Source organism: Bordetella genomosp. 7 (assembly GCF_002261415.1).
Classification (GTDB): domain Bacteria; phylum Pseudomonadota; class Gammaproteobacteria; order Burkholderiales; family Burkholderiaceae_B; genus Bordetella_A.
On the sequence record NZ_NEVI01000006.1, the window covers coordinates 237,189 to 256,534 of the forward strand.

General features: G+C 66.2%; 20 protein-coding genes. 13 read left to right on the plus strand and 7 right to left on the minus strand.

Translation table 11 applies throughout. From position 1 onward, the window contains the following. The first annotated feature begins 1 nt into the window (after position 1). A complete protein-coding gene (locus CAL18_RS04885; RefSeq protein ID WP_094817418.1) occupies positions 2-1,348 on the plus strand; it encodes a tryptophan--tRNA ligase in 1,347 nt (448 codons plus the stop codon). Here the strand turns inward: CAL18_RS04885 and CAL18_RS04890 are convergent. Beyond that, positions 1,345-1,851, minus strand: a complete 507-nt coding sequence (locus tag CAL18_RS04890) for a hypothetical protein (protein ID WP_094817419.1) — start codon at positions 1,849-1,851, stop codon at positions 1,345-1,347. The two genes, CAL18_RS04885 and CAL18_RS04890, sit on opposite strands and share 4 nt — an antisense overlap. 177 nt (positions 1,852-2,028) lie before the next feature. Between CAL18_RS04890 and CAL18_RS04895 the strand changes: the two genes are divergently transcribed. Next, a complete protein-coding gene (locus tag CAL18_RS04895) occupies positions 2,029-2,742 on the plus strand; it encodes a helix-turn-helix domain-containing protein (RefSeq protein WP_094817420.1) in 714 nt (237 codons plus the stop codon). Between the two features lie 124 nt (positions 2,743-2,866). Here the strand turns inward: CAL18_RS04895 and CAL18_RS04900 are convergent, their stop codons facing one another. Next, positions 2,867-3,337 carry a BON domain-containing protein gene (locus tag CAL18_RS04900; protein ID WP_026640452.1) on the minus strand — a complete coding sequence of 157 codons (471 nt, stop codon included), beginning with the start codon at positions 3,335-3,337 and terminating at the stop codon, positions 2,867-2,869. 103 nt (positions 3,338-3,440) lie between these two features. Continuing rightward, complete coding sequence (gene tex, locus CAL18_RS04905; RefSeq protein ID WP_026640453.1) at positions 3,441-5,813, minus strand: RNA-binding transcriptional accessory protein Tex; 2,373 nt, start codon at positions 5,811-5,813, stop codon at positions 3,441-3,443. 138 nt (positions 5,814-5,951) lie between these two features. Here tex and CAL18_RS04910 point away from each other — a divergent pair, with 138 nt between their 5' ends. After that, on the plus strand, positions 5,952-8,036 hold the full coding sequence (locus CAL18_RS04910; RefSeq protein ID WP_094817421.1) for an ATP-dependent DNA helicase: 2,085 nt from the start codon (positions 5,952-5,954) through the stop codon (positions 8,034-8,036). Positions 8,037-8,287: 251 nt separating this feature from the next. Here CAL18_RS04910 and CAL18_RS04915 read toward each other — a convergent pair whose 3' ends face one another. Next, positions 8,288-9,082 carry an outer membrane protein assembly factor BamD gene (locus CAL18_RS04915; RefSeq protein WP_026640455.1) on the minus strand — a complete coding sequence of 265 codons (795 nt, stop codon included), beginning with the start codon at positions 9,080-9,082 and terminating at the stop codon, positions 8,288-8,290. 105 nt (positions 9,083-9,187) lie between these two features. Between CAL18_RS04915 and CAL18_RS04920 the strand changes: the two genes are divergently transcribed. The 10 genes from CAL18_RS04920 (at position 9,188) to CAL18_RS04965 (ending at position 18,436) form a co-directional block, all read left to right on the plus strand. After that, positions 9,188-10,162, plus strand: coding sequence for an RluA family pseudouridine synthase (locus CAL18_RS04920; protein WP_094817422.1), 975 nt, complete (start codon positions 9,188-9,190; stop codon positions 10,160-10,162). Further along, complete coding sequence (gene pgeF / locus CAL18_RS04925; protein WP_094817423.1) at positions 10,150-10,911, plus strand: peptidoglycan editing factor PgeF; 762 nt, start codon at positions 10,150-10,152, stop codon at positions 10,909-10,911. Before CAL18_RS04920 ends, pgeF begins: the two co-directional genes overlap by 13 nt. A 165-nt stretch (positions 10,912-11,076) precedes the next feature. After that, the gene (gene phaC / locus CAL18_RS04930) at positions 11,077-12,699 is read left to right on the plus strand and encodes a class I poly(R)-hydroxyalkanoic acid synthase (RefSeq protein ID WP_094817424.1); all 1,623 of its coding nucleotides are present in this window, start codon (positions 11,077-11,079) and stop codon (positions 12,697-12,699) included. A gap of 70 nt (positions 12,700-12,769) precedes the next feature. Then, entirely contained in the window at positions 12,770-13,507 is a 738-nt protein-coding gene (phbB, locus tag CAL18_RS04935) for an acetoacetyl-CoA reductase (RefSeq protein ID WP_026640459.1), read from the plus strand. Positions 13,508-13,600: 93 nt separating this feature from the next. Next, a complete protein-coding gene (gene phaR, locus CAL18_RS04940; protein WP_026640460.1) occupies positions 13,601-14,170 on the plus strand; it encodes a polyhydroxyalkanoate synthesis repressor PhaR in 570 nt (189 codons plus the stop codon). 155 nt (positions 14,171-14,325) lie between these two features. Beyond that, entirely contained in the window at positions 14,326-14,862 is a 537-nt protein-coding gene (locus tag CAL18_RS04945) for an iron transporter (protein ID WP_026640461.1), read from the plus strand. 20 nt (positions 14,863-14,882) lie between these two features. Next, complete coding sequence (locus CAL18_RS04950) at positions 14,883-15,218, plus strand: cupredoxin domain-containing protein (protein ID WP_094796193.1); 336 nt, start codon at positions 14,883-14,885, stop codon at positions 15,216-15,218. Between the two features lie 12 nt (positions 15,219-15,230). After that, the gene (locus CAL18_RS04955) at positions 15,231-16,067 is read left to right on the plus strand and encodes an FTR1 family iron permease (RefSeq protein ID WP_094796194.1); all 837 of its coding nucleotides are present in this window, start codon (positions 15,231-15,233) and stop codon (positions 16,065-16,067) included. A 59-nt stretch (positions 16,068-16,126) separates the two neighbouring features. Then, positions 16,127-17,506 (plus strand): 4Fe-4S binding protein, encoded by a 1,380-nt coding sequence (locus tag CAL18_RS04960; protein WP_094817425.1) that lies wholly within the window; start codon positions 16,127-16,129, stop codon positions 17,504-17,506. A gap of 51 nt (positions 17,507-17,557) precedes the next feature. Next, entirely contained in the window at positions 17,558-18,436 is an 879-nt protein-coding gene (locus CAL18_RS04965) for a PhzF family phenazine biosynthesis protein (RefSeq protein WP_094796196.1), read from the plus strand. A 72-nt stretch (positions 18,437-18,508) separates the two neighbouring features. Here the strand turns inward: CAL18_RS04965 and CAL18_RS04970 are convergent, their stop codons facing one another. The 3 genes from CAL18_RS04970 to CAL18_RS04980 all read right to left on the minus strand — a co-directional run bounded on the left by CAL18_RS04970 (position 18,509) and on the right by CAL18_RS04980 (position 19,305). After that, positions 18,509-18,853: a BON domain-containing protein gene (locus tag CAL18_RS04970; protein WP_094817426.1), complete on the minus strand. Its 345-nt coding sequence runs from the start codon at positions 18,851-18,853 to the stop codon at positions 18,509-18,511. Between the two features lie 62 nt (positions 18,854-18,915). Further along, positions 18,916-19,080, minus strand: a complete 165-nt coding sequence (locus CAL18_RS04975) for a DUF1328 domain-containing protein (protein WP_026640467.1) — start codon at positions 19,078-19,080, stop codon at positions 18,916-18,918. A gap of 24 nt (positions 19,081-19,104) precedes the next feature. Beyond that, positions 19,105-19,305 (minus strand): CsbD family protein, encoded by a 201-nt coding sequence (locus tag CAL18_RS04980; protein WP_094817427.1) that lies wholly within the window; start codon positions 19,303-19,305, stop codon positions 19,105-19,107. Positions 19,306-19,346: the final 41 nt, after the last annotated feature.

Here is a 19,346-nt window from a genome sequence, read left to right on the forward strand (position 1 = left end):
CATGAGTACCCGCGTTCTCACAGGCATCACCACGTCCGGCACCCCGCATCTCGGCAACTACGCCGGGGCCATACGTCCGGCCATCGCTGCCAGCCAGCAGCCCGGCATCGACGCGTTTTATTTCATGGCCGACTACCACGCGCTGATCAAGTGCGACGATCCGGCCCGCGTGGCGCGTTCGCGGCTGGAAATCGCCGCCACCTGGCTGGCCGGCGGCCTGGACCCGGAAAGGGTCACGTTCTATCGTCAGTCGGACGTGCCCGAGATCCCCGAATTGTGCTGGCTGCTGACCTGCGTCACCGCCAAGGGGCTGATGAACCGCGCACACGCCTACAAGGCGGCGGTCGACCAGAACAATGCCAAGGGGGTAGAGCCCGACGACGGCATCAATATGGGGCTGTTCTCGTATCCCATCCTGATGGCCGCCGACATCCTGATGTTCAACGCGCACAAGGTGCCCGTCGGACGCGACCAGATTCAGCACCTGGAAATGGCGCGCGACATCGCCCAGCGCTTCAACCATCTGTATGGCCGCGAGTATTTCGTGCTGCCCGAAGTGGTCATTGAAGAACAGGTCGCGACCCTGCCCGGCCTGGATGGCCGCAAAATGTCCAAGAGCTACAACAACACCATTCCGTTGTTCGAAGGCGGCAGCAAGGCGTTGCGCGCCGCGGTGATGCGCATCGTGACCGATTCGCGCGAGCCGGGCGAACCGAAGGATGCAGACGCCTCGCACCTGTACACCATCTACCGCGCCTTCGCGACGCCGGAAGAGTCCGCCGCGTTCCGTACGCAGCTGGAAACCGGCCTGGGCTGGGGCGATGCCAAACAGGCCCTGTACGACCGCCTGGAGGGCGTTCTAGCCCCCATGCGCGAGCGGTACCAGGACTTGATGGCCAACCCCGGCCGCATCGAAGATATTCTGCAGGCCGGCGCGCTGAAGGCGCGCAAGCTGGCCGTGCCGTTCATGCAAGAACTGCGCGAGGCAGTGGGCTTGCGCGCGCCCGCGCCGGCGGCGGCCAAGCCGCCTGCCAAAAAGGCGGGCAAGGCGGCGCGCTTTGTCAGCTTTCGTGATGATGACGGCGCGTTCCGGTTCCGTCTGCTGGCCGCCGACGGCCAGGAACTGCTGCGCTCGCAGGGCTACGCCAACCCCAAGGATGCGGGCGCCTCGCTGCAACGCCTGCAGGCAGGCGACGCCGCCGGCATGTTGCAGGCAGACGGCCTGACGTATGCGGCGATAGTGGATGGCGCGGCGGTGGCGCACGGCCCGGCGGCCCACAACCCCGAGCAGCGCGACGCCCTTATGGCGCAGGCCCGCGAGGCGCTGGCCGCGCTGGCAGGGCGCTAACGCCCGGCGGTCGCCACGATGCGGCCGCCTTGCACCTGGAATCGCGGCACATTGCCCTGGCCCGCGATTTCCAGCGTGTCTCCCTCGACGTAGCCCACCACTTGGGGGCAGTCCAGCCATTCGGGGTTGATGAACGGAAAGTATTTCAGCGTGCCGGTGCCCTGGCTCGCGAATTCGAAGGTGGTGTTGGCCACCACTTCCGGATCCCACTGGCTGGCATCGAACACCATCGAGCAATGCGCGCCGATGCGATAGGTGATGCTTGCTCCCATGCTGGCAAAGCCCAGCGCTCCTACGTGCAGGGTTGCGCCATTGCGCAATTCGATGGTGCGCGAGCCCAGCCGCTGCAGCGTGATCAGTTTCGCGGCCACCGGTATGCCGTCCAGCACCAGGTGCGCATACTGGCCAAGCGTTATCTCCCCATACGTTGCACTGGGGCCGATGTTCTCGGCGTTGACGGTGTGCGATGCATTGGCGGCGAGCGCCAGAGTCGTGCTACGCATGGCGAGATCCGGTGTTATTGTTTTGATACAACTGGATATTTTCGCTTAATTATTTGGTTTTGGCTCTCATTTTTCGTGTATGTCCGCCTAGGGGTAACCCTGGGCGGTCAGTTCGACCGCCATCGAAGCATCGCCCGCTAATATCGGCCTACAGTGTCCGCCGACAGGAGCCTAGCCATGAGTTACCAACCCGGGTTCGCCGCCGTTGCCCATCTGCTGGCGGATCACGCGCGCGCAGCCATGCTGGCGGCGCTGCTCGACGGCCGGGCGCTGGCGGCCGGTGAACTGGCGCGCAGCGCCGGCGTCACGGCCCAGACGGCGAGCGCACACCTGGCCAAGATGCTCGAAGGCGGCTTGCTGGATGTGGAAACACAAGGGCGCCACCGGTATTACCGGCTGGCGGGCCCGCACGTGGCTCACATGCTGGAAAGTCTGTCCACCCTGCAGCCGCTTCCGCCCCAGGGGCGCCGACCGGCGCTCAGCCCGAAGGCGCGTGAATTCCATTTCTGTCGCCGCTGCTACGACCATCTGGCCGGGCAGCTTGCCGTGGCGATCACCCAGGCCCTGCAGGACCGCGGCTACCTGGTGGCGGCCCCGGACAGGCAGTTCGACCTGACCCCGGCAGGCGCGCAATGGTTCGCGGATATCGGTGTGGATGTCGACGCAGTCGTGCCCACGCGACGTGGGCTGGCGCGCCAATGCCTGGACTGCACCGAGCGGCGCCACCATCTGGGCGGGCCGCTGGGTGTGGCGTTGCTGGCCGCTCTGTGCGAGCAGCAAGTGTTGCGGCGCGCGCCCGACAGCCGGGCCATCCGCGTCACGCCGCGCGGCTGGTCATGGCTTGACCAGCGCCTGGGCATGCGGCTGCCGGCGTTGCCGCAGGCGGCCTGAGCCGCGCTTTTGCGCGGATTCAGGCAACTTCTTCCGGGCGGACGCAAGTTTTACCGCCATGCCCCGCGGCGCGGGACACGCGCGCGCAGGGCAGGGTGGCACTTGCCGGGCGGACGCGCCGCCCTCAGGATGGGCTGCCGCCTTGCAGTTCAGGGATGTTGCCGGGGCTCTCGTGCGCCTGCAGGCGGTCATCGACGCGGTTCACGCCCGCCATGGCGCGCACGGCCGATAAAAGCGTCTGGTGTTCCGCGGCAAGGATCTGCCCGCTCAGCGTCACGTCGCCCGCGTGCGCCGTTACAGTAATGGCGCCGGGATGGCTGACCAGCCGTCCCAGTTGGGCGCGCACACGCTCTTCGAGCTGACGGTCGCTGTCGGGGTCCGACAGCCCCATCCCGCGGCGCGCCGCGGCGGTGTAGCCGCGCACATGGTCCGCCGCGCGCTTGCCGTCGGCGAGCATGCAGTCCATGGCGTCGTTGCGCAGCGAAGTCAGTTGGTCGCACAGCAGGGCGCGCCGCCGGCGCCCTGACTGCGGGTCGAAGTAGTACATGGCCGTGGCGCCCAGCGCCAGCGTGGCAATGCGATTCAGGATAGTCACTTGCGTCCTCCGGTCAGGCTGAGAAAGGCCGGCGGCCAGTGGCCGGCCGGTTTCCCATGCTGCGCAAGTGATGTGCCCGGGCCCTGGAGGCCCGGGCCGGGAATCAACGCTTCAGGCGCGCAAATGCCTCGGCCATGGCGTTGTTGCGCGGCTCGGCGCGAGCCGCTTCGGCCGGGCCCCGCCGGCCCGCCGCGCGGGGCGCGCCACCCCGCGGCGCATCCGCGCCGCTGCGGCGCGCGGGCTGCGCGGCGTCATTCAGGCGCATGGTCAGGGCCACGCGTTTGCGGGCCGCATCGACTTCCAGCACTTTGACGGTGACGGTCTGGCCGACGCGCACCACGTCGCGCGGGTCTTTCACGAACTTTTCCGCCAACGCGGAAATGTGAACCAGCCCGTCCTGGTGCACGCCGATGTCGACAAAGGCGCCGAAGTTGGCCACGTTGGTGACTACGCCTTCGAGCACCATGCCGGGATGCAGATCGTTCAGCGTCTCGACGCCGTCCTTGAACTGCGCGGTCTTGAACTCGGGCCGGGGGTCGCGGCCCGGTTTTTCGAGTTCGGCGAAGATGTCGCGCACCGTGGGCAGGCCGAAACGATCGTCGGTGAAGTCGGCCGGCGATATGCCTTTGAGCGCGTCGCGCTGGCCGATGATGTGTTGCACGTCGGCCTTGATCTTTGCCACGATGCGCTCTACCACGGGGTACGCTTCGGGGTGGACGGCCGAGGCATCCAGCGGGTTCTTGCCATGGGGAATGCGCAGGAACCCGGCGGCCTGTTCAAACGCCTTTTCGCCAAAGCGCGGCACCTTGCGCAGGTCGTCGCGCGTGGGAAAGGCGCCGTTATCGTCGCGCCAGGCCACGATGTTCTTGGCCAGCAGCGAATTCAGGCCCGACACGCGCGCCAGCAGCGCCGCCGACGCCGTGTTGACGTCCACGCCCACCGCGTTGACGCAATCTTCCACCACCGCGTCCAGCGAGCGCGCCAGCTCGCGCTGGTTTACGTCATGCTGGTATTGGCCCACACCGATGGCCTTGGGGTCGATCTTGACCAGTTCCGCCAGCGGATCCTGCAGGCGGCGCGCAATGGACACGGCGCCGCGCAGCGTGACGTCGAGATCGGGGAATTCGAGCGCCGCGGTTTCCGATGCCGAATACACCGAAGCGCCCGCTTCGGACACCACCACCCGGGTGAGCGTCAGGTCGGGATAGCGGGCCATCAGGTCGGCGACCAGTTTTTCGGTTTCGCGCGATGCGGTGCCGTTGCCGATGGCCACCAGTTCAACCTGGTGGCGCGCAGCCAGCGCAGCCAGCGTGGCAATGGTGCCTTCGCGGTCGCGGCGCGGCTCGAACGGGTATACCGTGGCCGTGTCGACGACCTTGCCGGTGCGGTCGATCACGGCGACCTTGCAGCCCGTGCGTATGCCGGGGTCGATGCCCAGCACCACTTTGGGGCCGGCGGGCGCGGCCAGCAACAGGTCTTTCAGGTTGGCCGCGAATACGCGTATGGCCTCGGCTTCTGCGCTTTCGCGCAGCCGGCCGATCAGTTCGCTTTCAAAGGCGGTGAGCAGTTTCACGCGCCAGGTCCAGCGGCATACTTCGCCCAGCCAGCGCTCGCGCGGCGCGGCGTCCAGCGCAAACAGGCCGTGACCCAGCTTCAGGAAGCCGGCAATGCGCGCCACGCAAGGGTGCGGTGTCTGCGTTTCGAGCTCTGCTTCGAGGCCCAGGCGCAGTTCCAGCACGCCCTGCTGGCGGCCGCGCAGCAACGCAAGAATGCGGTGCGAGGGCAGCGTGCGCAGTGGCTCGCTGAAATCGAACCAGTCGCGGAAGTTGGCCCCTTCGGTTTCCTTGCCTTCGGCCACCTTGGAATAGAGCAGGCCGGTCGTCCACAAGTACTCGCGCATGTCGGCCAGCAGATCGGCGTTTTCGGCGTAGCGTTCGGCCAGGATATCGCGCGCGCCATCGAGCGCCGCCTTGGCGTCGTTGATGGACGCTTCGGGGTTGAGGTATTGCGCCGCCAATGTGGCCGGGTCGCATGCCGGATCGTCGAGAATGGCGTCGGCCAGCGGTTCCAGCCCTGCCTCGCGAGCAATCTGCGCGCGTGTGCGGCGCTTGGGCTTGTAGGGCGCGTACAGGTCTTCGAGACGTTGTTTGGTGTCGGCCGCCTCGATTTCCTGCTGCAGTTCGGTCGTCAGCTTGCCTTGCTGCGAGATCGACTCAAGAATGGTCGCCCGCCGTTCTTCGAGTTCGCGCAGGTAGCCCAGGCGCACTTCCAGATTGCGCAGCACGGTGTCGTCCAGGCCACCCGTGGCTTCTTTACGATAGCGCGCAATAAAGGGCACCGTGGCGCCGTCGTCGAGCAGTTCGACAGCGGCGGCGATCTGCGACTGGCGGCAGCCGAGCTCGGTGGCCAGCTGGCCGAGGATGCGGGCATGGTCAACGCTGGAAGCGGCGCTCGTGGTGGCGGAAGTGTCAGACATGTATAGGGCTGCAAAGGGAAAACGACGGGCGGATTTTGCCACAAGGCGGCGCCTGCCCGTCCGCGGCGCGGCTATTTCGGGCACGGCGCAACCGGGCCCCAGGGTATCATTTGGGCCACTTCATCGCGCGCCGCACCCATGCTGGACCAGGATATTTCAGAATTTTTCGACGCCGACGGCCCCCTGGCCTCGGCGCTGCCCGGCTACGTGCCGCGGCCCGCGCAAGTCGAGCTGGCGCAAGCCATTCATCGCGCGATCGCCGACCGCTCGACACTGGTGGCCGAGGCGGGCACCGGCATCGGCAAGACCTGGGCGTACCTGGTGCCGGCCATCGTGGCCGGCGGCAAGGTCATTGTCTCGACCGGCACGCGCACGCTGCAAGATCAGCTGTTCACGCGGGATCTGCCGCGCGTGCGGGCTGCCCTGGCGGCGCCCGTGACGGCGGCCTTGCTCAAGGGGCGCGCCAATTATGTATGCCATTACCATCTTGAACGGCTGCAGGGCGACGAGCGCGCGTTGAAATCGCGCGCCGAGATTTCCCAGCTTCGACAGATCCAGGTGTTTGCCGGCATCTCGAAAACCGGCGACCGCGCCGACCTGGGCAAGGTGCCCGAAGACGCGGACATCTGGCAGCGCGTGACTTCCACCCGCGAAAACTGCCTGGGCCAGGAATGTCCGCGCATCCGCGATTGTTTCGTGGTCAAGGCGCGCCGGCAGGCCCAAGAGGCCGACGTCGTCGTCGTCAACCATGCGCTGTTCATGGCCGACCTGGTATTGCGCGAAGAGGGCGTCACAGACCTGCTGCCCGAAGCAGACACGGTCATCTTCGACGAAGCCCATCAATTGCCGGATACCGCCACGCGATTCCTGGGCAGCAGCGTGTCGACGCACCAGTTGCTGGATTTCGGCAAGGCCCTGGAAGCGGCGGGCCTTGCCCATGCGCGCGAGGCCGCCAAATGGACCGACGTCAGCCGCCAGCTAGAAACGGCCGCGCGCGAACTGCGCCTGGTGTGTTCGCCGCTGGACAAGCTGCCGGGCCGCAAGGCCACCTTCGAGGCCATGCCCGACGCCGAGCAGTTCGACGCCGCGCTGGCCGCCCTGCGCGCATCCGTCGAAGCTGCCACGCGGGCGCTGGCGGCGGTTGCCGAAAAGCACCCGGACCTTGCCGCCGCGGCGCGCGGTGGCGCAGACCTCGCGCTGCGCCTGGCGCGCTGGTCGCTGCCGGCGCGCGACAGCGCGGCCGACGCCGACGAAGGCTGGGGCCGCGACGACCAGGCGCCGGCGCCCCGGGACGACGACGGTCCGGCGCTGCCGGCGGCGCTGCTTCAGGCGGCCGAATCGCTGCGGCATTACGCGGGCCCGGCGGTACGCTGGGTCGAGCACGGCCAGCATCATGTGCGGCTGCATTCGGCGCCCTTGTCCGTGGCCCAGGCCTTCTCGCGCTTTCGCAAGCCCGGCCAGGCCTGGATACTGACCTCGGCCACCTTGTCGGTGCACGGCGATTTCCGGCATTACACCAGCCAGCTGGGTTTGGATGATGCGCGCACAGGGCACTGGGAATCGCCGTTCGACTACACCGGGCAAGGCCTGCTGTTCGTGCCGCGCGACATGCCGGAACCCCAGTCGCCGCGGTTCGCCGAGCGCTTTGTGCAAACCTTGATGCCGTTGCTGCAGGCCAGCCCCGGCGGCACGCTGGTACTGTGCACGACCTTGCGCGCGGTAGACCGCGTGTCGCTGCTGTTGTCCGAAGCCTTCGAAGAGCAGGGGTACGAATGGCCGCTGCTCAAGCAGGGCGAGGCGACGCGGCGCGATCTGCTCGAACGGTTCTGCGCGCTACAACATCCGGTACTGGTGGGCAGCGCGAGCTTCTGGGAAGGCATTGACCTGCCGGGCGATGTGCTGACACTGGTGGCCATCGACAAGCTGCCCTTTGCCCCGCCGGACGATCCGGTCATCGAAGCAAGGCTGCGCGCCTGCCGGGTGCGTGGCGGCAACCCGTTCGCCGAATACCAATTGCCGGAAGCGGCAATTTCGCTGAAGCAGGGCGCGGGCCGCCTGATACGCACGGAGCGCGATTGGGGGGTGTTGATGGTGGGCGACGCCCGCCTGGTAGAAAAGCCTTATGGCAAGCGCCTGTGGCGCGGCCTGCCGCCGTTTTCACGCACCCGCGACCTGAACGAGGTGCTGGCGTTCTACGCGCGCCGCCAGGCAGCAGCGGCCTGAGCTGGGGCGTTGTTGCATGCCGGCCGGTGTCAGACACCCTGCGGGAGTCAGACACCCAAAACCACGCCGCCTGCCGCGCCAGGTGTCAGACTCCCGCAGCGTGTCTGACACCGCAACGGAGTGCCGCCGCGCGCCGCATGCCGCGCCAGGTGTCTGACATCGCAACGGAGTGCCGCCGCGCGCCGCCTGCCACGCCGGGTGTCAGACTCCCGCAGGGTGTCTGACACCGAAAAAACCACCCGCGCTGCGGCTTACTTCCAGGAGAACGGGTTCCACCAGCTTTTGTCCGCCAGCAGGCTCTGCTCGGTCATCGTGCTGTTGGGGAAGTTGGCGTTCAGGACGCGTTGCGCGTCGCTTTTCAGGTCGGTCATGCCCAGTTTGTCGTACGAGGCCACCATGATCACCAGCGCCTGCTCGGCCGCCGGGGCGCCTTCGAAATCGGTGATGACCGTCTGTGCCCGGTTGGCGGCAGCCACGTAGGCGCCGCGCTCGTAGTAATAGCGCGCCACATAGACTTCGTTCATGGCGATCGCGTTGACGAGCCACGTAACGCGCTTTTCGGCGTCGGGCGTGTATTTGCTGTTCGGATAGCGCTTGATCAGCTCATTGAAAGCATCGTACGACGCGCGCAAGCCCTTGGGGTCGCGTTCGGCGGGGTCCTGGCCGGTGAGATTGCTCATGAAGGCGCTGGCGGGCGTGAAGTTGATCAGCCCCTTCAGATACAACATGTAGTCCGTGCCCGGATGGTTGGGATACATCTGCTGGAACCGGTCGATGGCGGCCAGCGCCTGTTCGTTTTCGCCGTCTTTCCAGTTGACATAGGCCAGGTCGATCAGCGCCTGCTGCGCATACACGCCGAACGGGTAGCGGCTTTCGATGGCGGTCAGCCGTTCGCGCGCTTCGCCCCAGGCCCCGGCCTCGGTCTCGGCCTTTGCATCGGCGTAGAGCTGCTCGGCGGTCCAGCCGGCGGTCTTGTCGTATTTCTGGCCCGAGCCGCTGCAGCCGGCGACAACCAGGGCAACAGTCAGCGCGATGGCAGCGCGCAGGGGCCATCCGCGGGCAGGGCGGTTCGAAAGTGCAGCGGTGCGGAAAGTCACGGGATTGGTTTCCTTGGTGTTAGGATGGCACGCTGAATTATATGATCTGTCTACATGTCCCATACAGACGCCCCGGAGGCCGCCGGCGCCAGCCTGGCGGCGGATGACGAACCGCAGTTCATCACCGTGCCGGCCGGCACGCGCGCCGACCGGCTCGACAAGGTGCTGGCCGCCTTGCTTGACGGCCATTCGCGCAGCCGGTTGCAAGGCTGGATCGAAGCCGGCTGGGTGCAGGTCAATGGCGCGCCTGCCAAAGTTCGCCAGGTTGTCGGCCCCGGCGACGTGCTGGCCGTGTGGGAACAGCCCGCACCCGAAAGCCTGGCCTTTGCGCCCGAGCCCGTCGATTTCACCGTCGTCGACGCAAGCCCCGACTGGATCGTGGTCGATAAACCGGCTGGCCTGGTGACGCATCCCGGCGCCGGCAACTGGCACGGCACGCTGCTCAACGGCCTGCTGCACCGCTACCCCGAATTGGCGCGGGTGGCCAGGGCCGGCATCGTGCACCGCCTGGACAAAGACACCTCGGGGCTGCTGGTGGTGGCCCGCAACGAATTGGCCCAGACTCACTTGGTGCGCCAGTTGCAGGCGCGCACCATGGGTCGCGAATACCTGGCCCTGGTGCATGGCTGGGTGGGCGCCGCCGGCCGGGTCGACCGGCCCATCGGGCGCGACGCGCGCGTTCCCGTGCGCATGAGCGTCGAGCGTCCCATCGCGCCCAAGCCCGCCGTGACCCACTACACACCGGTCAGACAAGGCCGGGCGCCGGCCGGCGAGCCTATTACCGAACTGCTCTGCCGCCTGGAGACGGGCCGTACGCACCAGATCCGCGTGCACATGGCCAGCCTGGGGCATCCCTTGCTGGCCGACGCGCTTTATATGGGCAAGCCCGCCGCGGGGGCGCAGCGCCAGATGCTGCACGCGCGCGCCCTGCATTTCGATGATCCCGGCGGCCGGGGCCCGCTGGGCTTCCAGGCGGCGATACCGGACGACGTGCGCCGCATACAAGATATTGTGCAATGGAACGACTGATGCAAATCCACGGCCTTCCGGTCATCACGGGCCCGCAATGGCCCGGCGTGCGCTACTTCTGCACGACGCGCGCGGGTGGCGTGGGCGCCGCGCCGTACGACACGCTCAACCTCGGCGCGCGCGCGGGCGACGACGCCGCGGCCGTGCACGAGAACCGCGCGCGCGTCCGCGCGGCAGTGCCGGGCGATCCGCTATGGCTGCGCCAGGTGCATGGCGCGGATGTCATCGATGCCGACGCCTGCTCGTCCGACGAGCCGGCGGGCGACGCCAGTGTCACGGCCATGCCCGGGCGCGTGCTGGCTATCCTGGTCGCGGATTGCCTGCCTGTGTGCATTGCCGACCTGGACGGGCAAGCGTTGGGCGTCGCGCATGCCGGCTGGCGCGGCCTGGCCGGCGGCGTGCTCGAAAACACCCTGGCCCGCCTGCGGGCCAAGGCCCCCGGCGCGCGCGGCTGGCGCGCCTGGGTCGGGCCCGGCATAGGCCCCACGGCATTCGAGGTAGGCGACGACGTGCGTGCCGCGTTCGTCACCGGCGACGCGCAAGCCGCTGCGCATTTCTCCGGGCTTGCCGGCAAGCCCGGCAAATGGCTTGCAGACTTGCCCGCGCTGGCGCTGATGCGCCTGCGGCGAGCGGGCGTGGAAGATGTGCACGCAAGCGGCCTGTGCACCGTGTCCGATCCGCGGCGCTTTTTCTCATACCGGCGCGATGGCGCGACAGGCCGCATGGCCTTGCTTGCGTGGCGCGAATAAGCGCTGTTGCAGTGCGAGTGCAAGGCTTGTCATATGGGCCGGTTATCCTTGTATACCCGCATTGACAGCCCCTATGCCGCCATGCAACATCGGGTTGTCGCGCGGTCTCAACGCCGGGTGCGGCGCGCCACCCAGGCCCGTGCCCGACTATAAAATGGTGTCGAAGTGAACGCCCCTCTCTCCTCTGCTTGGCCCGTCCCGGTCAGCGTGGCGCCGGACGTCCTGGCAGACATCCAGGCCGAGTTCTCGCGCGACTGGCTGCGGGTATGCGACGAAGCCCGGCGCGGCGTGCTGGCCCCGCCCGCCGACCGCCGCTTTCGCGGCCAGGCGTGGGCCGCAAGCAGCCAGCATATCGTGCTGGCGCACGCTTATCTGCTGTCGGCGCGCGTACTGACACGCATGGTCGAAGCGGCGCAAGTCAGCGAGCCCCTGCGCCACCGGTTGCGGTTTTCGGTCATGCAATGGGTGGATGCGCTGGCGCCGTCCAATTTCCTGGCCTTCAACCCCGATGCGCAGCAGGCGGTCATCGACACGGCGGGCCGTGCGCTCAGCGACGGGCTGGCAAATCTCTGCAACGATCTGCGCAAGGGGCGTATCAGCCACACCGACGAAAGCCAGTTCGAGATCGGGCGCAACGTGGCCACGACGCCCGGCCAGGTGGTGTTCGAAAACCCGCTGTTTCAACTGATCCAGTATGCGCCGCAAACCGCCACGGTTTACCAGCGGCCGCTGGTCATCGTGCCGCCCAACATCAACAAGTACTACATACTCGACCTGCAACCCGCCAATTCCCTGGTGCGCTACGCGGTCGAGCAGGGCCACACCGTGTTCATGATTTCGTGGCGCAACCCCCTGGCCGCGGACGGCGACGGCATCGACACGGCTACGTGGTCGCAATACCTGGACGACGCGGTGCTCAAGGCGCTGCAGGTGGCGGGCGACATCGCGCGCCAGCCGCAGGTCAATGCGCTGGGGTTCTGCGTGGGCGGCACCATGCTGGCATCCGCCCTGGCGCTGGCGCATGCGCGCGGCCAGCGTCCGGCGGCGTCGCTGACGCTGCTGACTACGCTGCTCGATTTCCACGATACCGGCGTGCTGCAGGTGTTCGTCGATGAAGCCCACGCACTGCTGCGGGAGCGCCAGCTGGGGCAGGGCGGGCTGATGGCCGCTCGCGACCTGGCCACCACGTTTGCGTTCCTGCGGCCCAACGAGCTGGTGTGGAACTACGTGGTGGGCAATTATCTCAAGGGGCAGACTCCCCCGCCCTTCGACCTGCTGTACTGGAACGGCGACAGCACCAATTTGCCGGGGCCTTTCTTTACCTGGTATTTCCGCAATACCTACCTTGAAAACAATCTCAAGGTGCCCGGTCGGGCGCAGGCGGCTGGCGTGGGCCTGGACCTGACGCGGCTCGACATGCCGGCGTACCTGTACGGATCGCGCGAAGACCACATCGTGCCGTGGACGTCAGCCTATGCATCCACGCAATTGTTGCGCGGCCCGCAACGCTTCGTGCTGGGCGCGTCCGGCCATATTGCCGGCGTCGTCAACCCGCCCTCGTCGGGCAAGCGCAGCTACTGGACCAACGACGCCCCGGCCCTGCCGGGCGATCCGGGCGCCTGGCTTGCCGGCGCGCAAGAACACCCCGGCAGCTGGTGGCCCGATTGGGCCAACTGGATGGCCGCCCACGCTGGCGCCCGGCGCAAGGCGGCCACGCGCCTGGGCAATGCGGAATATCGCCCGACGCAGCCCGCGCCGGGCAGCTATGTAAAAGTACGAGCCACGTAGCGGTCCGGCGGATCGCGGCATACGAGGCACCAGGCAGTATCGAGGCGCCCAGCGCGCAGGAGGAATGCACATGAGCGGGAAACTGGCATACGTGACGGGCGGCATGGGTGGTATCGGCACGGCGATCTGCCGCAGGCTCGCCAAAGACGGCTTTCGCGTCGTGGCCGGCTGCGGGCCCAGCCGCAACTATCAGCAATGGCTGGATGAGCAGGCCGCCCAGGGCTATACCTTCTATGCATCGGTGGGCAATGTTGCCGACTGGGATTCCACCGTGGTCGCCTTCGAGCACATTACGCGCGAACTGGGTCCCGTGGATGTACTGGTGAACAACGCGGGCATCACGCGCGATGGCCTGTTCCGCAAGATGTCGGCCGACGACTGGCGCGCGGTGATCGACACCAACCTGAACAGCCTGTTCAATGTCACCAAGCAGGTGATCGACGGCATGGTCGAGCGCCAATGGGGCCGCATCATCAACATCAGCTCGGTCAATGGGCAGAAGGGCCAGTTCGGCCAGACCAACTATTCCACGGCCAAGGCCGGCATCCACGGCTTTACCATGGCGCTGGCCCAGGAAGTCGCCAGCAAGGGCGTAACCGTGAACACCGTTTCGCCGGGCTATATCGGTACCGACATGGTGCGCGCCATCCGCCCCGACGTGCTCGAAAAAATCGTCGCGACCATCCCGGTGCGCCGCCTGGGCACACCTGAAGAAATCGCGTCGATCACGTCATGGCTCGCTTCGGACGAATCGGGGTTTGCTACCGGAGCCGACTTCTCGCTCAACGGCGGCCTGCACATGGGCTGATCACCAGCAGCCGGAAGGGCGCCAGGCAGCCTTTCCGGCTTACACTTGTAATACTTCAAAGTTAAAAGAGATCGCCCGATCTCGGGGACCACCATGACGCAAGCACAAACCAGCGCCAGCCTACGCCTCATTAAAAAGTACCCCAACCGTCGTCTGTACGACACGCAGACCAGTACTTACATCACACTGGCCGACGTCAAGCAGTTGGTGCTGGCCAACGAAGACTTCCAGGTTGTCGACGCCAAGAGCGGCGACGATCTTACCCGCAGCATTCTTCTGCAGATCATTCTTGAAGAAGAAAGCGGCGGCATGCCCATGTTCTCGTCGAACATGCTGTCGCAGATCATCCGTTTCTATGGCCATGCCATGCAAGGCATCATGGGTTCGTACCTGGAAAAGAACATCCAGGCATTCATGGAAATCCAGCAGCGCATGGCCGAGCAGTCCAAGGGCCTGTACGGCAGCCAGTTCGGCCCCGAGGCCTGGGCGCAATTCATGAATGTGCAGACGCCCATGCTGCAGAACATGATGAATAACTACATCGACCAGAGCAAGAATCTGTTCGTGCAGATGCAAGACCAGATGCAGGACCAGACGCGCGCAATGTTCTCGAGCTTTCCCTTCACCCCGGGTAGCGGCACACAGGGCGGCGGCCGCAAGTAAACCGGCGCGGGCGCCCGCAACGGGCGCTACAGACGCGCACTGACCATCGCGCGGTTTGCGATATGTCAGGAGGCTGTCAGGGCCTTCACGATACAGTAATGAAAACGGTTCTTGTTTAAGGGCCGTTGTTCTTTCTGCATCATAAGGCTCTGTATATGTCGAAGAAATTGCTGGTGCTGGCACTGGGGCTGGTGTTGTCCGGCAGCGCCCTGGCCCTCGAATATCCCATCGGCGAACCTGTCCAGAAGGCCGGCCTGGAAATCGGCGCGGTGTACCTGCAGCCCGTCGAAATGGACCCGCCGGGCATGATGCGCGCTGCCCGGGATTCCGACGTGCACCTCGAGGCCGATATCCACGCCACGGCCGACAACCCCACCGGCTTTCCCGAAGGCGAATGGGTGCCATACCTGGTGGTCCGGTACGAAATCCAGAAGTCCGGCAGCGCCAACGTGCAAAAGGGCACGTTCATGCCCATGGTGGCCAACGACGGTCCGCACTACGGCGATAACGTCAAGCTCGAAGGCCCCGGAAAGTACAAGCTCAAGTACACCATTCTGCCGCCCACGGCCGACAAAATGAGCCATTTCGGCCGCCATACCGACAAGGAAACGGGGGTCGGCCCGTGGTTCGAGCCCTTCGAGCTCGACTACGAGTTCGTATACGCCGGCACCGGCAAGAAGGGCGGATACTGATCGTGCGCCGTCGCCACGCAATGCTGGCTGTGCTGGCGCTGTGCGCCAGCCTGGGGGGCGCGCTGCCCGGCGCGGCGCGCGCCGAGCTGCCCACCTTCAGGCTCACCTTCAAGGCCGACGGCACGTTCGAGCCGTCGCGCCTGGAAGTGCCCGCGGGCCGCTTCAAGATTGAACTGGTCAACGAAAGCAACGAGCCCGTCGAGTTCGAGAGCATTCCCCTGCGCAAAGAGAAAGTCATGGGGCCCGGGGTCAGTTCGTTTGTCGTGATCACCATCTCGCGGCCCGGCGAATACCCGTTCTTCGACGACTTCCACCAGGATGTGCGCGGCACGCTCGTCGTGTTGCCCAGGAACTGACCGGCCGCTTTCATGGAACAGGTACTTTTTATCGTCTGGCGCGAAAGCGTCGAAGCGCTGCTCATTGTCGGCATCCTGTATTCGTGGTTGCGCGCCAGCCCGTCGGGGCGCCGCGGCCTGCCTTACCTGTGGGGCGGTGTCGCGTGCGGCGTGGCGCTGGCGGTGGCGTTGGCAATGGTGCTGCTTGGCGTATCCGCGTGGCTCAGCGATGAGCAGCAGGAATGGTTCCAGGCAGGCATGTCCCTGGCCGCGTGCGGGCTGGTGTTGCAGATGGTTGTGTGGATGCGCGCGCACGGGCGCACACTGAAAGGCGAATTGCAGGCCGGCGCAAGCGCCTCTGTCGAACAGGGCAACTGGTGGGGGCTGCTGGTGCTGGTCATGATCGCGGTAGCCCGCGAAGGCAGCGAAACCGTAGTGTTTCTGTACGGCAGCGTGGCGGCGGGGCAGGGGGCCGACATGGCCCTGCTGGCGCTGGCGGGGCTGGCCGGTTTTGTCGTGGCGCTGTTCACATTCTGGGTGCTGCAATTGGGCGGCCGGCTGGTTTCCTGGCGCGCATTTTTCCGCGTCACCGAAATCCTGCTGTTGCTGCTGGCCGGTGCGCTGCTGATGGGCGGCGTCGACCGGCTGATTTCCCTGGGCGTGCTGCCCACGCTCATCGACCCGGTATGGGACAGCTCGGGCCTGCTCGACGACAGCAGCGGCATCGGCAAGGTACTGGCCGACTTCGCCGGTTATCGCGCCTACCCGGCGCTGATCTCGGTGTTGTTGTGGGCGGCGTACTGGGCCTTGGCATGGACACTGCTGCGGCGCGCCGGCCATGTGCCGGCCGCATCGCTCAGGCAGGCATGATGCCGCGGCGACAAGATGGGCCGGCGCTTGTGCCGGCCCGGGTACTTGAAGGTTGATACATGGCAGCCGCACTCGGGCGTTCTGTTGCCCGCTTCGCTGATTTCCTGCGCGACCACGCTCCGTTGCTGCGCAGGCTGCAATGGGGCATCGTCTGCATCTACGCCTTTCTGCTGGTGGTGCCGCCGCTGCTGCCGCTGCCCGGCAGCACTGCATCGGTGTTCAACCACCTGACTATCGTGGCGCAGTTTGCGTTCTGGGGCGTGTGGTGGCCCTTCGTGCTGGTGTCCATTCCTTTGCTGGGCCGCGCGTGGTGCGGCTGGCTTTGCCCCGAAGGCATGCTTACCGAATGGGCCAGCGAGCGAGGCCAGGGGCGCTCGATACCCAAGTGGATGCGCTGGGGCGGCTGGCCGTTCGTGGCGTTCGGGCTTACGACGGTCTACGGGCAATTGGTCAGCGTGTATCAGTATCCGCTGGCTGTGCTGGCGGTGCTGGGCGGCTCGACCATGGCCGCCATCGTCGTGGGATGGCGCTACGGGCGCAGCAAGCGCGTCTGGTGCAAGTACCTGTGCCCGGTAAACGGTGTATTCAACCTGCTCGCCAAGCTCGCGCCCTGGCATTTCAAAGTGGACGAACAGGCATGGCGGAATCCCGTCATCCGCATCGAGCCGGTCAATTGCGCGCCGCTGGTGGCAATGCGCCACATGAAGGGGGCGGGGGATTGCCACGTATGCGGCCGCTGCAGCGGGTATCGCGGCGCGATCACCCTGACGCCGCGCTCGCCGGAACACGAAATCCTGCATGTGGCGCAGGGCGATGCCTGGCAAACCGCGCTGATCTGTTTCGGGTTGATGGGCATCGCCATGGGGGCGTTTCTCTGGAGCGCCAGCCCGTGGTTCGTGACACTCAAACAATGGGCCGCCGTGTGGCTGGTCGAGCACGACATTCTCTGGCCCCTGCTCGACAACGCCCCGTGGTTCATCCTTACCCATTACCCGGAAATGAACGACAGCTTTTCTTGGCTGGACGGCGCCTGCATCCTGGCGTTTGTGCTGGGCAGCACGCTGGCGATCGGCGCCGCGGCATGGGTGGCGGCCTGGGCCGCCGATCGTGTCGCAGGCTCTGGCGCAGCCGGGCCGCGCCAGGCCGGGCTGCACCGGCTGGCGCAGGCCTATATTCCCGTAGCCGGCGTAGGCGTGTTTCTGGGGCTGTCTGCCACCACCATCACGCTGCTCGGACATGAAGGCGTGCCCACCGCATGGGCCGATCCGGCGCGCTTCACCTTGCTGGCATTGGCCGTCGCATGGTCGTTGCGGCTGGCGTGGCGGCTGCTCGCGCAGCGCAAGGCGGCCTGGCCACGGCAGCTTGCCGCATGGCTGTTGATGGCCGCCGGTCTTGCACCCTTCTGCGCCGCGTGGGTGCTGTTCTTCGCTGTCTGGTAAATAGGCGTGCGCGGTATCATCCAATTACCGCCCGACCGTCACGCGCCATTCATGAACTACGCTTTCCGCCTGCTCAATGTCTTTGCCGAAACGACTTTCGGCGGCAACCCCCTTTGTGTATTCGAAGACGCGCGCGGCCTGACAGACCAGAACATGCTCGACCTGGCGCGGCAGTTCAATCTGTCCGAAACCACCTTTGTGTTGCCCGGCGCCCAGGCAACCGCCAGGGTGCGCATCTTTACCCCTGGGTACGAAATGCGCTTCGCCGGCCATCCCACCTTGGGCACCGCACATGTTGTGCGCGGCCTGACGCGAGCCGGCGACCAGCTCACGCTCGAATTTGCGGCCGGCGTCGTGCCCGTGCGCGCGCAAGGCGACCTGTGGACCTTCACCGCGCCTGCCGGCGGCGCGCCCCGTACTGCCGCGCCGGCATTGCCGGCGGCCGAAATCGCCAGCCAATTGGGCCTGCGCGCCGACGATCTGCTGGATGCACCCCTGTGGGTGGATACGGGCGCCGACCAGTTGCTGGTGCCGCTGAAGTCGGTGCAAGCCGTGCAGCGCGCACAGCCCGACAGCAGCCAGCTGCATCGTTGGCAACCCAGCAGCCTGGGACGCAAGACGGCTTATGTGTTTGCCTTTGATGGGGGCGCGTCAGCTGCCGACGGCATGCAGGTCGTGCATGCCCGCTACTTCTTCACTAAAGACGGCGGAGGCGTCGCCGAAGATCCTGGAACAGGATCCGCGTGCGCCAATCTGGGAGGCTGGCTGTGGGCGCACGGCAAGGCGCCCGCGCGAGTGGTGGTGCACCAGGGCGACCAGATCGGCCGCCCATGCCGCCTGCGTCTGCAAGTGAGCGCCGACGGCGAGATCCAGGTGGGGGGCAATGTGATCGAATTGGGCGGGGGAACCATCCGCCTGCCCAGGGAATAGGTCGATCGGGGCCGCGCAGTTTGGGCCGCGCAGTTCGGGCCACGTAGGCCGCCCCGCGTAGGCCGCCCCGCGTTACTGCTGCTTCCTGGCCTTGGACGGATCGACCTTGATGTCGTTGCTGACCTGCTTCACCCCTTCGATGTCGCGGGCCACGCGGGCAGCCTGTTCGACTTCGGCTTCGCTGCCCACCGTGCCGGTCAGGGTAACGACGCCGTCATTGGTTTCAACGGCAATATCGAGCGCGCTGAGGGTGTCGTCGGCCACAAACGCCGCCTTCACCTTGGTGGTCACCATCGCATCCGAGGCATATTCGCCCACCGACTGCTTGGGTGCGTCTGCGTCGGCGGCAAAGGCGCCGGCGCTGAACAACACGCTGGCGCCCAAGGCGGTGGCCGTCATCAGCTTGCGCGTTCTCATGACATTCTCCTTGTGGTTGCCGGGGGCCGAAGCGAGCGCCGTCTGGCGCTCGCGCCGCCCGGTTATTTCTTCCTGAATGCGCCGCTGAAGATGGACAAGAGCGCCAGGATCAGGAATACGAAGAACAGAATCTTCGCGATGCCGGCCGCGCCGGCGGCGATACCGCCGAAACCCAGTACCGCGGCGATGATCGCAATGACGAAGAACACAACGGCGTAATAGAGCATATCGGTTCTCCTGCTTGGTTACGGTCAGCGGTTGGCGTCGAAGAAAGCGCGCACTTCTTTTTCGGCTTCTTCCTTGGTCTTGCCATAGCGTTCCTGGATCAATCCGGCCAACTGTTCCGCGTTGCCTTCGGTGCGGGTCAGTTCGTCATCGGTCAGGTCGCCCCACGCCGCCTTCGCCCTGCCAGTCAGTTGCTTCCATTTGCCTGCAACGATGTCGTTGTTCATGGTGCTGACTCCTTGGTTGTTGAGCGTGTTTCTACCCTACG